This is a genomic window from Bradyrhizobium sp. BLXBL-01 (assembly GCF_051853025.1).
Classification (GTDB): domain Bacteria; phylum Pseudomonadota; class Alphaproteobacteria; order Rhizobiales; family Xanthobacteraceae; genus Bradyrhizobium.
In genome coordinates this window covers 3,656,557-3,670,048 of the sequence record NZ_CP182471.1, presented here as the reverse complement: position 1 = coordinate 3,670,048, position 13,492 = coordinate 3,656,557, and the positions used below count along the sequence as shown (strand labels likewise).

Here is a 13,492-nt window from a genome sequence, read left to right as displayed (position 1 = left end):
AGTGAAACCAAAGAAAGACCGTGGCTTTCCCGACAGGCAAGCCATCGTCGCCTTCATCAAGGCAAATCCAGGAAAGGTCGGGACTCGCGAAATTGCGCGCGAGTTCGGCCTGAAGAACGCCGATCGCGCCGAGCTCAGGCGCATGCTGCGCGAGCTCGCCGACGACGGCATCATCAAGAAGAAGCGCCACAAGGTCTCCGAGCCGGACGCGCTGCCGCCGACGCTGCTGGCCGACATCACCGGCCGAGACTCCGATGGCGAGCTGATCGCCTCCCCCGCCGAATGGGACGAGGTCGAGAACGGCGAGCCGCCAAAGATCCTCATCGAGATGCCGCGTCGGCCCAAGCCCGGCACCGCCGCCGGCGTCGGCGACCGCGCGCTGCTGCGCGTCGAGCGCAGCGATGATGACGAAGGCCCCGCCTATCGCGGCCGCATCATCAAGGTGATCGACAAGGCCAAGAGCCGCATTCTCGGCGTGTTCCGCAGCCTGCCCGAGGGCGGCGGGCGGCTGGTCCCGGTCGACAAGAAGTTCGCCGACCGCGAGCTGAACATCGCCAGGACCGACACCGGCGGCGCCGAGGATGGCGACCTCGTCAGCGTCGACATCGTCCGCACCCGCGGCTTCGGCCTCGCCTCCGGCCGGGTCAAGGAGAAGCTCGGCTCGGTCAAGTCCGAGAAGGCGATCAGCCTGATCGCGATCTACGCCCACGACATTCCCTTGCAGTTCTCCTCCGCTGCGGAGCGCGAGGCGGAAGCTGCAGAGCCCGCCAACCTGAAGGGCCGCGAAGATTGGCGCGACGTCCCGCTCGTCACCATCGATCCACCCGACGCCAAGGATCATGACGACGCGGTGCATGCCGAGCCGGATCCTGATCCCAACAACAAGGGCGGCTTCATCGTCAACGTCGCCATCGCCGACGTCAGCTTCTACGTGCGCCCTGGCACGGCACTCGACCGCGACGCGCTCGACCGCGGCAATTCGGTCTATTTCCCCGACCGCGTCGTGCCGATGCTGCCCGAGCGCATCTCCAACAATCTCTGCTCGCTGGTGCCGGGCGAGCCGCGCGGCGCGCTGGCGGTGCGCATGGTGCTCGGCCCCGACGGCCGCAAGCGCTCGCACAGTTTTCATCGCATCCTGATGCGCTCGGCGGCCAAGCTCGCTTACGCGCAGGCGCAGGCCGCGATCGACGGTCGGCCTGATGACACCACCGGCCCCCTGCTCGATCCGATCCTGAGGCCGCTCTATGCGGCTTACGCCTGCGCCAAGCGCGCGCGCGACGAGCGCGATCCGCTCAACCTCGATCTGCCCGAGCGCAAGATCCTCTTGAAGAGCGACGGCACGGTCGACCGCGTCGTGGTCCCCGAGCGTCTCGATGCGCACAAGCTGATCGAGGAGTTCATGATCCTCGCCAATGTCGCCGCGGCGGAGACATTGGAGAAGAAATCGCTCCCGCTGATCTACCGCGTGCACGACGAGCCGACATTGGAAAAGGTCCACGCGCTCGCGGAATTCCTGGAGACGCTGGACGTTCCCTTCGCCAAATCGGGCGCGCTCCGCCCCACCACGTTCAACCGCGTGCTGGCTCAGCTCGAAGGCCATGATTACTACCCGCTGGTGAGCGAAGTCGTGCTGCGCGCCCAGGCGCAGGCCGAGTACTCATCCGAGAACTACGGCCATTTCGGCCTGAACCTGCGCCGCTATGCGCATTTCACCTCGCCGATCCGCCGCTATGCCGACCTCGTCGTGCACCGCGCGCTGATCCGTGCGCTCGGGCTCGGCGAAGGCGCCCTGCCCGACAGCGAGACGCCGGAAAGCTTGAGCGAAGTCGCCGCGCATATCTCGCTGACCGAGCGGCGCGCGATGAAGGCGGAGCGCGAGACCGTCGACCGCCTGATCGCCCATCACCTCGCCGACCGCATCGGCGCCAGCTTCCAGGGCCGCGTCTCCGGCGTCACCCGCGCCGGCCTGTTCGTGAAGCTCTCCGAGACGGGCGCCGACGGCTTGATCCCGATCCGATCCCTCGGCACGGAATATTTCAACTATGACGAGGGCCGCCATGCTCTCGTCGGCACACGCAGCGGCACCATGTACCAGCTCGGCGACGTCGTCGACGTCCGCCTGATCGAGGCCGCTCCGATCGCGGGCGCGCTGCGCTTCGAGCTGCTGTCGTCGGAGAGCGACAGCGGCACGCGCCAGCGCAGGCCGTTGCGTCCGCAGCGCAAGTCGTCCAAAGCGCATCCCGGACGCAGCCCGGAGAGAAAACGCAAGCCGGAGAAGCAAAAGTCCGGCAAGGGGAAGAAGGCCAAAGCAAAGAACAAGGGTAAGGGCAAGAAGGGCAAGGCGTGGTGACGATGAGGACGGCCCCAAAGATCTGGACGCGCGAGAACGGGCTCGTCGAGAAGCGCGATGTCATGACGGCAATGAAGCGCGGCTTTCGCGGCCGCTGCCCGCGCTGCGGGCAAGGCAAGCTGTTCCGCGCCTTCCTGAAGACCGCCGATCATTGCGGCAAATGCGGCCTCGACTTCACCCCTCATCGCGCCGACGATCTGCCGGCCTATCTCGTCATCGTCATTGTCGGTCACATCGTCGTGCCGGCCGTTTTGTGGATCGAGACCAATTACACCACGCCGGTCTGGATCAGCTTCGCCGCCTATCTGCCCTTCACCTTCGTCGCCTCGCTCGCGCTCTTGCAGCCGGTGAAGGGAGCTGTGGTCGGCTTGCAATGGGCTCTGCGCATGCACGGGTTTGACGACAACCCTCCGGATGGTATTCCGCCGGTATAGGCAAAATAAGCAAGAAGAGTTCGGGTGAGGACATGACGGATATTGCGCAGGTTGCGGAAAAGGCAAAGGTCCACGAGGAAAAGGAAGCCGACCACCATCCCTATTTCCGTCCCCGGGATGCGGCGACGCTGATCCTGGTCGACCGCAGCGGCGCCATTCCGAAAGTGCTGGTCGGCAAGCGCCACGACAAGGTGGTGTTCATGCCCGGGAAATTCGTCTTCCCCGGCGGGCGCGTCGACAAGGCCGACTATCGCGTGCCCTGCGCTGCGCCCATCACTGCGGAGCTGGAAGCCAATCTCGCCAAGGGCAGCCCGAAGACGCCGGCCTCGCGCGCGAAATCGCTCGCCATTGCCGCGATCCGCGAAGCCTGCGAGGAGACCGGCCTCTGCCTCGGCCGCAAGGCCGAAGGCAAGGTGCCGAAGCTCGACGGCCCCTGGAAGCCGTTCGCGGATGCCGGCCTGCTGCCCGATCCCTCCGGCCTGTTCCTGATCGCCCGCGCGATCACCCCGCCCGGCCGCGTCAAGCGCTTCGACACGCGCTTCTTCACCGCCGATGCCTCCGCGATCACCCACCGCGTCGAGGGCGTGATCCATGCCGATGCCGAGCTGGTCGAGCTGGTCTGGGTCGAGCTCGGCTCGAAGCCGCTCGCCGATCTGCATCCGATGACGCGTAACGTGCTCAACGAGCTCGACACCCGTCTTGCCACCGGCCCGCTCCGCCACGACGCGCCAGTGCCGTTTTTCCATTTCTACGGCGGCAAGATGCAGAAGGATGTCTTGAGTTAGGTTGAGATTGCGGGACACGGCTCTCTCCTCCGTCATTCCGGGGCGCGCGAAGCGCGAACCCGGAATCCATTCATCCACCGTCTCCGCAGTTCGATGGATTCCGGGTTCGCGCCAAGAGGCGCGCCTCGGAATGACGTGCTGAGAGAGCTGCGAAAAACAAAAAATTCTTCCCGTCTCCCCCAATGGCGGAGTTCCCGCTCATGCCTATGTCTTTGCGAGCGTCACCAAGAACGGACACCGGGCGATGGCACAACGGCAACTCAAGCTTGGCGCGTTCATGCGCCCGATCAGCATCCACACCGGCGCCTGGCGCTATCCCGGGGCCTGGCCCGACGCCAATTTCAACTTCTCGCACATCAAGACGCTGATCCGAAAGCTCGAGGCCGGCAAATTCGACGCCTTCTTCATGGCCGATCACCTCGCCGTGCTGAACATGCCGATCAACGCGCTCAAGCGCAGCCACACCGTGACCTCGTTCGAGCCGTTCACGCTGCTGTCGGCGCTCTCGGCGGTGACCGAGCGCATCGGCCTGATCGCGACCGGCTCGACCACGTTCGACGAGCCCTATCACGTCGCGCGCCGCTTCGCCTCGCTCGACCATCTCAGCGGCGGCCGTGCGGGGTGGAATATCGTCACCACCTCGAACCCGGATGCGGCGCTGAATTTCGGCCTCGACGACCATATGGAGCACGCCGAGCGCTACAAGCGTGCCCGCGAATTCTACGATGTCGTCACCGGCCTCTGGGATTCCTTCGCCGACGATGCCTTCGTGCGCGACGTCGAGAGCGGCCTGTTCTTCGATCCCGCCCGGATGCACACGCTCGACCACAAGGGCAAATACTTCAAAGTGCGTGGCCCCCTCAACATCGCCCGCCCCGTGCAGGGCTGGCCGTTGATCGTGCAGGCCGGCGCCTCCGAAGACGGCAAGCAGCTCGCCGCCGAGACTGCGGAAGCCGTGTTCACCGGCGGCGGCAGCCTCGCCGACGGCCAAAAACTCTATGCCGACATCAAGGGCCGCATGGAGAAGATCGGCCGCGACCCCGAGCACCTGAAGATCCTCCCCGGCGCATTCGTCGTCGTGGGCGACAGCGTCGATGAAGCCAAGGAGAAGCGCGCTCTGCTCGACAGCCGCGTGCATTACGACAGCGCCATCGCCTCGCTCTCCGTCATCCTCGGCACCGACGCTTCCGGCTTCGATCCCGATGGCCCCCTGCCCGAGATCCCCGAGACCAATGCCAGCAAGAGCGGCCGGCAGCGCCTGGTCGACCTCGCCGCCCGCGAGAAGCTCACCGTGCGCCAGCTCGCCCAGCGCGTCGGCGGCTATGGCGGCCTGTCCTTCGTCGGCACGGCCAAGACCATCGCCGACCAGATGGAGGAATGGCTGGTCGGGCGCGGCTCCGACGGCTTCAACATCATGTTCCCGTTCCTGCCCGCCGGCCTCGACGATTTCGTCGACAAGGTGGTCCCGGAGCTGCAGCGGCGCGGGATTTTCCGCAAAGACTATGAAGGGCCCACCTTGAGGGAGAATCTGGGCCTGCCCCGGCCGAAAAACCGGTTCTTCGAGGCCTGATGGGCCCGATTTGAGCGGTTTCTGTCCCCTGAAACCTTGACTTCCCGCCGTTTCTGGCTAGGTTGCCGGCCAACGCGGGCCGTTTGGCCGGCTCCAGATTCCCCCTGATATTCTGAGGTTCAGAACATGGCCAAAGCGGTCACCATCAAGGTCAAGCTCGTGTCCTCGGCCGACACCGGCTTCTACTACGTCGCCAAGAAGAATTCGCGCACCATGACCGACAAGCTGGTCAAGAAGAAGTACGACCCGGTCGCACGCAAGCACGTCGAATTCCGCGAAGCCAAGATCAAGTAAGATCGGCGCAGCGCCAAGGATTTTTACGGGGCCCTTTCGGGCCCCGTTGCTGTTTTGGCGCGCGTGTTCGCGTGTCCCTGGGCCAGCTACCAAGCCCTGCGGACGTTCCTAAGCACCGGCGACAAGCCGTCGAACGTTGGCAGGAACGATGCAGTGCGACACGGAATTGTTGCCTGCCCCTCTAACCAGCTTAGGCCATTATGCTTGAGCCACGATCATCAAGCGGCTATTTTTCGAAGGCGAACCTCTGGCGTTGCCGCTCAGTTGACATGATGGAGATCGCATGCGCATCGCCCTACTGATTGTCGTCATGGTCATCGGATTTTCTTCCGCAGCAAACGCTGAGCGCGCCTATCCCTGGTGCGTGGTCGGCGGACACCTCGGCTTTCCCGGCGAATGCATGTATTCGACGCGAGAACAATGCCTGGCGTCGGCGTCCGGGCGATGGAACACCTATTGCGACGTGAACCCGCGCGTGAGGTTCAAGCAGCCGCCTCCGCCCCGGCCGCGCTGATCATGATGCGCGCGCCTGCCTGTCTCCTCTTTGTCTTGATCACCATGTCCGCGCCCAGCCCAGCCGCAGCACAGCGGTTCGGCGGCAACTATCCGGTATGCATGCAGAGATGGGAATGGGGCGGCGTCACCTGGATTTCCTGCCAGTATCGTTCATGGGACGAGTGTAGAGCGAGCGCTGCGGGCCTTTCGGCCATGTGCATGGATAACCCTTATGCGCAACGGCCGCTCCATCCAGAGCGCAGCCCGCGGTCCCGATAAGGCTAGAGCATGACCCGGCCCGGAACGAGCGGCGATCCAGCCATCATTCCGTAGCCTTCCTGCCTGCCCCGCGACGCCAGCCTTCTCGGTTGAATCCCCTACATGAAACCCGGATTTCGCGGGAGGTAGCTGCCCCAATCTCCGAACGGTCTGTTCGACATCAGCAGCATCGGGAACGTCAGACGCATCCCGTGGTCGGTCGCAGCCTTGAGCGCTGGCTCGCTCGCGCCCGGCACAAAGGCCGAAATGGTTGGACAATCGGTCTGTGCCGCGAACGACAACGCAGTGGCAAAAGCGGCGTCAACGAGATCTGGCCTGCGGACTGCAAGCGGACCAATGTGTCCAGCCGAAATATAGACATACCCGACGCACTCATTGCCGGCGTGGATGGTGAATCCGCGCGTCGTGCTGTCGCCCAGGAGAAATCGATGGTGCTTCTCCCTGGAAACGCCGACAGCACTGACATCGATCGCCGCCAGCTCGTCGTATGCGATTGCGTCGGCCATGAGAGATTCAAGACGGAGCCGCGACGCAGCCAATCGTGGCGCCAGGCGGTCGCGAGGGACGCTGACCATGTAGATCGGAAAGCGCGGGAACAGTCCGTGGCGGATGTAGAGGCCTTGAGATACGTTGTTGAACGTGAAGGTGATCAGTGCCCTGATGGGTGCTCCGCGCATGTCTGCATGCGCGAACGCCTTGTTGATGAGTTGATTGCCAATGCCATCGCTCTGACGATCCGGCGCGACGAACAATTGAGCCAGGAATCAAAGCTCGCCACAGACCCAACTCCACGCGAAGCCGACAATTTCTCCGTCATCATCGGCCACCCATAAGCCTTCGGGATCATCCGCCAGCGAGAAGGCCTGAAAATTCGGCGGGCGAGAGGATGCCATCTTCCCGAACCCCCGCCGTTCAGTGAGCTCGTTGATGCTGGCGACGACGAGGTCATCGGCCTGCTTCAAGTCGTCGATGCGAGCGGGCCTGCACACGACCGCCATTGTCAAGTCCCTCCCGGACATCAGCTCGGCCCACCCACTTTGGATCAGGTCGCGGCTTGGTTTCTACTCACATCCTGACGAGAGCGAGGAATCATCAGCCGGCAATCAAGCAAGCGGCCGGATGTTCTGGTTCATCCGGAAGAAGTTCGTAGGGTCGTATTTCGCTTTGATCTGCTGCAGGCGGCGGTAATTCCGCCCATAGGCAGCGGCAACGGGATCGCCTGTCTCGTCATCATCGAGATAATTGACATAGCGTCCGGACGCAAAGAAGGGCCGCATCCTTTCATAGGTTGCGCGTGCCCACGCGATGCTGCGGCTGGTATCGCTGGCCTGCGTCCATTGCGCGAGGATCAGGAAATTGTAGCCCTCCTGCCGATGCACGAACGCCGTATCCCCGGCATCCACGCGGGCCGCGGCACCGTGGATATGCTCGAGCAGCAGCTGCCCCATGGGAGTCGGGCAGCGGGCGAAACATTCGATCATCGTCGCAATCGCCCCATCGCTCAGCTCCACGAGGAAGTTCGACTTCCAATAGTTGAAGGCGCCTTTCGGATAGTTGGCGTCGAGCATCCGGTTGAGGTCGCAATAGGTCATCGGTCCGACTGCATCCAGAATCGGAGTTCCGAACTGTTTCAGCGGCTGCATCGCTCGTTCGGCCTCGGCAACTTCACCGCAGTGGCTGGTGACCAGGGCCGCGACCTCCCTGCCGGACCCGTCGGGGGCATGGGTCAGGGATGCGAACAGCATGTGCTCGTCCGTGAGCGATCGCGTGCTGGTCCGGAAAAATTCCAGCACGTCGCGGAAGCGCTCGATTGGGTGGACGATCGGGCCGCCGGTGATGACCGGCCCTACCTTATGGAGGTCGTATTCGAGGCTGGTGGCAATCCCGAAGTTTCCGCCGCCGCCGCGCACGGCCCAAAACAGATCGGGCTGCTCTTGCTTGCTGGCCCGCAGAACCTTGCCATCGGCCGTGACGAGTTCGACAGCCCGCAGATTGTCCAATGCGAGGCCGTACTTGCCCATCAGCCAGCCCAGCCCTCCGCCGAGCGTCAGACCCGCGATGCCGGTGGTCGAGACCACGCCGCCGGTCACCGCAAGTCCGTGAAGCTGCGTTTCTCGATTGAGCTCGCCCCAGGTGACCCCGCCCTGCGCCCATACGGTCTTGCCGATGGCGTCGACCCGAATCCCCTTCATGGGTGAGAGGTCGATCATGATCCCGCCGTCGATGGTTGCGCGCCCCGCCACATTGTGGCCGCCGCCGCGAACCGCGACCTCGAGGCCGAGCTTGGTCGCAAGTGTCACCGCGTCCACGACATCGGCCGCACTGCGGCACCTGGCAATCAATGCTGGCCGTTTGTCGACCAGCCCGTTGTGGACCTTGCGCGCCTCGTCGTAGCCCTCGTCTGCTGGCTTGAGCAGTTCTCCTCCGAAGGAGGCGCCAAGTTCGGCGGCAGCGCTGGCAATAGATGCGATGGACATGACATGGGCTCCTCAGCTTGACCCGCCATATCCTCGATCCTGGGCTGTCTCAGAGCAAATCCGAAGAATTCAGGTGACGATGAACTGATTTCACCTAGACTGACCGCGCATGCACAAGCTGCCTCCCCTGATCGAGCTCCGCGCTTTCGAAGCTGCCGCCCGTCATCTGAGCTTCAAGAAAGCCGCGGCAGAACTCGGCGTCACGCCAACCGCGATCAGCCACCAGATCGGCTTGCTCGAGCAGTATTGCGGCCGCGCCTTGTTCCGGCGCAGACCACGTCCGCTTTCGTTGACCGAGGCCGGCGCGCGGCTGTTTCCGGCCATTCGCGGCGGGCTCGAGACGTTTGCCGCTACCATTGCGTCCGTCAAGGAGGAAGGTGACCAGCAGCCGCTCCGGGTGACGACGACCAACGCCTTCGCCAGCCGCTGGCTCGTGCCCCGCCTGCCCCTGTGGCGGAAGTTGCATCCCGACGTGCCGCTGGAAGTGATCGGCACTGACACGGTGCTCGATCTGCAGGCCGGAGATAGTGACGTTGCCATTCGCTATGCGACCAGCCGCGTACCGCCGACAGACGGGATCGTCGATGAGCTCTTCAGCGATACGTTCTGGCCGGTCTGCAGTCCGGATTTGCTTTCAACGGGACGCCTGAAGAGACCAGTCGACCTCGCAAAGCATGTTCTGATCCACTCCTATTGGTCGCCGGCCGATCGCGAGCCACCGACGTGGCAGAGATGGCTTGGTGCGGCCCAGCGCCGGTGGCGCGAGGTGCCCCCATACAAGGACCTGCAGCACTTGAGTTTCCGGGAAGAACTGCACGCCATCGAGGCGGTGATCAGCGGACAGGGCGTCGGGATCTTCAGTGATGTGCTCGTGGCGCACGACCTCGCCACCGGCACGCTCGTGAAGGCATTCTCGTTGAGCCTGCCCGGCTATGGCTTCTATGTGGTCAGCAGGCCAAGCCATCCGCGCGCGCGGACCATTCGGGTCTTTTCGCAGTGGTTGCGGTCGAGTACCTGATCCGGGTTCGGAAGGGATGCGGATGGCAGGGCAAGCTCTCGCGATGGCCGACCCTCAGGGCTTGAATGCCGTCGCCCTCATTGGCAAGACCTCGCCCGGCACGGCCGGCCAATGGCGCTAAGGCTGCCGAGGCGTGCTACCGAGTGACGATGCACCGGTCGTGATCTTTAGCCGGTCATCCCTGGTGGTATTGCCGAAGGCGTGGGTGAACGGCACGAAACCTCACGGCTCCTGCCGTGGACAGCCGTATTGCCGTTGAACATTCCGGCGTTTGCCTTCCTCGTCGGCAGCACAGGGAGTCGCCAAACCCGAGAACGCTTCGGAGCTCCAATGGAGCGCGCTGACGATAAGTTCCACGTGTCACACTCAGAGTTCTTCCAGCAGCGCCTTGCTTTCCTTCAAGTCGCGGGTATCGAAGCCCTCGTCGAACCAACCGTAGACCGGCGCGAGAAGACCGCGTGCTTCATCACCCCTGTCCTGATCACGCCAGAGCCGGGCGAGACTGACGGCGGAGCGAAGTTCCCAGAGTTTCGCCTCCTGCTGGTGAGCAATCGCAATGGCGTGGCGAAACTCGGTCTCCGCATCGGCCTCGGCGCCTGGCCGAGCCCTCAGCATCAACTCGCCTCGGCGCCGATGCAGCTCGGCCTCGAACCACCGCACCCCCGATTTCTGGGTGAGTGCCAAGGCGTCGGAGAGTTGGCCGAGCCCGGTTTCAAATCGTGCTGCCTTTGCCTCGGCTGCTGCGAGCTGCGCGAGGTAGAACGGAAGAGTCCATGCTGCGCCGGACGCCTGGAATCCCTCGATGCCGCGCCGCAGCAAGTCCACCCCGGCCTCGGGGTCGCCGGCTTCGGCCAGCGTCCAGCCGCGATATGCCGTCCCCATCGCGAGAAAGAAGGCAAAGCGCTGCTCGGTGGTGAGCGCAACCAGCTCGTCCGCCCGTCGCCCAACCATGCCCGCGTCTTCGAGCACGAAATGCAATCGGCAGGCAACGCTCAGCGCGAATGCGAGGCTGATCGGGTGCGACGAATCGCGGGCCTCTGCCAGGGCGTCACTGCTCTGCACGCGCGCCTGATCGGCGAAGCCAAGAAGGCCACATGTCAGCGAGAGGAACGAAAGCATCGCCACGCGGGCGTTTTCTGCGAACAGGGCCGTCAGAGAGCGCTGCTGCGCCGGATCGTAAAGGGCGAGCCCCCGCTCGAGATGGCTGCGCGCCAAGGCCAATTGTCCACGATGAAGCCAGCTATCGCCGACTGCCCGATGACCGGCGACAAGAATGGCCGCATCGTTCTGTCGTCCGGCCAAATCAAGCAGATTCTCGGCGATGCGATGCGATCGGTCCGTGTCACCACGGACGTGATAATGCACGAACTCGCCCCAGAGTGCCTTGAGCAGGTTCGGCGTGTCGTTGAGTGCCTCGCAGAGGCAACGCGCCCGGGCGTAGGCCCTGCCGGTCTCTTCGGCCGCGTGGCCCTTCGCGGCGATCAGTGCACCGCCAAGCGCGAGCTGAAGGTCGGTTTCGGTGCGCTGGCGCGCGGGAGTATCCGGCAGTTGGGATAGCAGATCGAGCGCCTTTCGCATCTGCGCGATTGCTTCTGTCATTGCCGATCGAGCCTTTGAACGCTCACCAGCCTCCTGCCAATAGGAAACCGCCTTTTCGGCCAGGCCCGCATGTCCGCAGTGGTGGGCGAGGATTTCCGGCTGCTCTTGGATGCCCCTGGCAAGCCTCTCCTCCAGTGCGCCAGCGATCCGCGCGTGCAGCTCGCGGCGTTGGCCGCGCAACATTGTGCCGTATGCCGCATCCTGGACCAGTGCATGTTTGAACAAGAAATTGGCGTCGGGCGGCTCGACACTCCCAAACACGAGGCCGGTGTTGATCAGCCGGTCGAGCGCCGCCCGCAACTCGTTGTCGCACCGCTGTGCGACCGAGGCCAGTAGATCGTAGGAGAACTCGCGGCCGATAGCCGCGCCGATTTGTGCCACCTCCTTGGCGATCGGGCCAATCCGGTCGAGCCGCGCCATCAACGAAGCATGTAGCGTGGCCGGTACGGCAAGTCCGGGCAGCGGCGCGAAGGAGATCGCTCGCGCGATACCCTCGGGGCTCGTTTCGAGCACCGCTTTGGTCAACTCCTCAACGAACAGCGGCACGCCATCCGTTCGTTCGGCAATTTCATTGACGATTTCGGTCGGCAGCGTCTGGCCACCTGCCACGCTCCGGATCAGCGCAGCGCCCGCTTTCTGGTCAAGCCGGTTCAGCACGAGCGAGCTGACATGCGGCTTTCCGGTCCATACCAACTGGAACTCGGGGCGGTAGGTGATCAAGACCAAAACCGGTAGGCTTGCTACGCGATCGACGGTTCGGTCCAGCAGCTCGCGCGAGCTTGGATCGATCCATTGCATGTCCTCGAACACGATCATGATTGGACATTTTTGCGCGAGAGCTTCAAGCTGGCGAACCAGAGCGGCGAAGCTTCTCTCCTTCTTTTGTTGCGGCGTACTCGTAACCGGCAAGTATAGATTATCGTTCGGGATCGACAGCAACTCGGCCAGGATCGCCACGTCCTCGTCGGGCGGCAATGCAGGCGATAGGAGCGCTCGAAGTTTGTCGAGCTTGGTCGTCGGTGTGTCCTCACGATCAAAGCCTGCCGCCCGCTGGAGTTGTGCGGTGAAGGGGTAAAGCGCGCTTTCCTGATGATGAGGCGAGCAGAAGTAGCGCAAGCAGGTGTGCGGCTCCCGCTCGATACGCTCCTGAAGAGCCGCAACGAGGCGCGACTTGCCGATCCCCGCCTCGCCGACGAGCAGCATGACTTGACCGGTGCCCGCCCGCGCATGGCTCCAGCTCCGCTCCAACCGCGCGAGTTCTTCCTCACGCCCAACCAGCGGGGCGAGGACCGAAGGGTGCAATGCCTCGAAGCGGCTTTCCGCTGTTCCCTCATGAAGCACCCGCCAGGCTTGCACCGGTGCGGCGAAACCCTTCAGCGTCACGGCGCCGAGATTCTCGTAGTCAAAGAGCCCGCCGATGAGCCGCCGCGTGTCCTCAGCGATGACGACCCCATCCGGTTCGGCGAGCGCTTGCAGTCGAGCGGCAAGGTTCGGCGTCTCGCCAAGGACTGCCTGCGCCTCCGCCGCTTCGCTGCCGATAAGGTCACCTACGACGACGAGGCCAGTCGCGAGCCCAAGACGAACGCGCAGCTCGAGCTCGGGTGGGGCTCCCGGCGCGTGCCTGGTCGCGGCGATCTCAAGCGCAGCGCGCACTGCGCGTTCGGCATCGTCCTCATGCGCTGAAGGATGACCGAACAGGATGAGCATGCCATCGCCGATGTAACGGCTGACGGTGCCACCGTACTTGCGGACGACCGCCGCTACGCTATCGCGGTACTCAGCAATGATGTCCCGTAGATCTTCCGGGTCGAGCTTTGTCGCCAGTGCCGTCGAGCCGACGAGATCGCAGAACATCACTGTGAGCTGACGACGCTCGGCGGAAGAACTTGGTGCGGCTAACAAGCCTGCGCGCTCCGTGACCGGTGCCACGATGGACGTCGATGCGCCGGCCCCTGTCATCACGTTTGGCGGTACGGTCGGCGTGAGCGCGGCACCGCAGTCGCCACAGAAGTTCTTGCCCGTCGGATTGTCGCCCCCGCACGCAGGGCAGCGAACGAACAGCGGCGCGCCGCAATCGCCGCAGACCTTCGTTCCCTCCGGATTGACTCTGCCGCAATTCGCGCAATCCATGGCCGCACCCGATCGAATTCCGACCGACATGAGTTCGCGTCGGTCTATGGGCGAATCTTCA

Annotated in this window: 12 protein-coding genes; 8 read left to right on the top strand and 4 right to left on the bottom strand. The window is 63.9% G+C overall.

All coding sequences use genetic code 11. The annotated features are described in order from the left end of the window. The first annotated feature begins 1 nt into the window (after position 1). From rnr to ACNJYA_RS16980, 7 genes are all read left to right on the top strand, one after another. On the top strand, positions 2 to 2,350 hold the full coding sequence (rnr, locus tag ACNJYA_RS17010) for a ribonuclease R (RefSeq protein WP_439403294.1): 2,349 nt from the start codon (positions 2 to 4) through the stop codon (positions 2,348 to 2,350). Then, positions 2,344 to 2,784, top strand: coding sequence for a DUF983 domain-containing protein (locus tag ACNJYA_RS17005; RefSeq protein ID WP_439403293.1), 441 nt, complete (start codon positions 2,344 to 2,346; stop codon positions 2,782 to 2,784). Before rnr ends, ACNJYA_RS17005 begins: the two co-directional genes overlap by 7 nt. 32 nt (positions 2,785 to 2,816) lie before the next feature. Continuing rightward, positions 2,817 to 3,569 (top strand): NUDIX hydrolase, encoded by a 753-nt coding sequence (locus tag ACNJYA_RS17000; RefSeq protein ID WP_172783387.1) that lies wholly within the window; start codon positions 2,817 to 2,819, stop codon positions 3,567 to 3,569. A gap of 244 nt (positions 3,570 to 3,813) precedes the next feature. Further along, entirely contained in the window at positions 3,814 to 5,139 is a 1,326-nt protein-coding gene (locus ACNJYA_RS16995; RefSeq protein WP_439403292.1) for an LLM class flavin-dependent oxidoreductase, read from the top strand. 126 nt (positions 5,140 to 5,265) lie between these two features. Next, positions 5,266 to 5,433 (top strand): 50S ribosomal protein L33, encoded by a 168-nt coding sequence (rpmG, locus tag ACNJYA_RS16990; protein WP_007603295.1) that lies wholly within the window; start codon positions 5,266 to 5,268, stop codon positions 5,431 to 5,433. A gap of 283 nt (positions 5,434 to 5,716) precedes the next feature. After that, entirely contained in the window at positions 5,717 to 5,947 is a 231-nt protein-coding gene (locus ACNJYA_RS16985) for a DUF3551 domain-containing protein (protein ID WP_439366996.1), read from the top strand. Then, entirely contained in the window at positions 5,854 to 6,207 is a 354-nt protein-coding gene (locus ACNJYA_RS16980; protein WP_439366994.1) for a DUF3551 domain-containing protein, read from the top strand. The genes ACNJYA_RS16985 and ACNJYA_RS16980 overlap by 94 nt, the downstream gene beginning before the upstream one ends. Before the next feature lie 98 nt (positions 6,208 to 6,305). Here ACNJYA_RS16980 and ACNJYA_RS16975 read toward each other — a convergent pair whose 3' ends face one another. The 3 genes from ACNJYA_RS16975 to ACNJYA_RS16965 form a co-directional block, all read right to left on the bottom strand. Then, entirely contained in the window at positions 6,306 to 6,959 is a 654-nt protein-coding gene (locus ACNJYA_RS16975) for a GNAT family N-acetyltransferase (RefSeq protein ID WP_439403291.1), read from the bottom strand. 12 nt (positions 6,960 to 6,971) lie between these two features. After that, positions 6,972 to 7,205 (bottom strand): hypothetical protein, encoded by a 234-nt coding sequence (locus ACNJYA_RS16970; RefSeq protein WP_439403290.1) that lies wholly within the window; start codon positions 7,203 to 7,205, stop codon positions 6,972 to 6,974. Between the two features lie 105 nt (positions 7,206 to 7,310). Next, positions 7,311 to 8,684, bottom strand: coding sequence for an FAD-binding oxidoreductase (locus tag ACNJYA_RS16965; RefSeq protein ID WP_439366990.1), 1,374 nt, complete (start codon positions 8,682 to 8,684; stop codon positions 7,311 to 7,313). Between the two features lie 109 nt (positions 8,685 to 8,793). Between ACNJYA_RS16965 and ACNJYA_RS16960 the strand changes: the two genes are divergently transcribed. Then, positions 8,794 to 9,702 (top strand): LysR substrate-binding domain-containing protein, encoded by a 909-nt coding sequence (locus ACNJYA_RS16960; protein WP_439366988.1) that lies wholly within the window; start codon positions 8,794 to 8,796, stop codon positions 9,700 to 9,702. A gap of 366 nt (positions 9,703 to 10,068) precedes the next feature. Here ACNJYA_RS16960 and ACNJYA_RS16955 read toward each other — a convergent pair whose 3' ends face one another. Continuing rightward, on the bottom strand, positions 10,069 to 13,461 hold the full coding sequence (locus tag ACNJYA_RS16955; RefSeq protein ID WP_439366986.1) for an AAA family ATPase: 3,393 nt from the start codon (positions 13,459 to 13,461) through the stop codon (positions 10,069 to 10,071). Between the last annotated feature and the right edge of the window lie 31 nt (positions 13,462 to 13,492).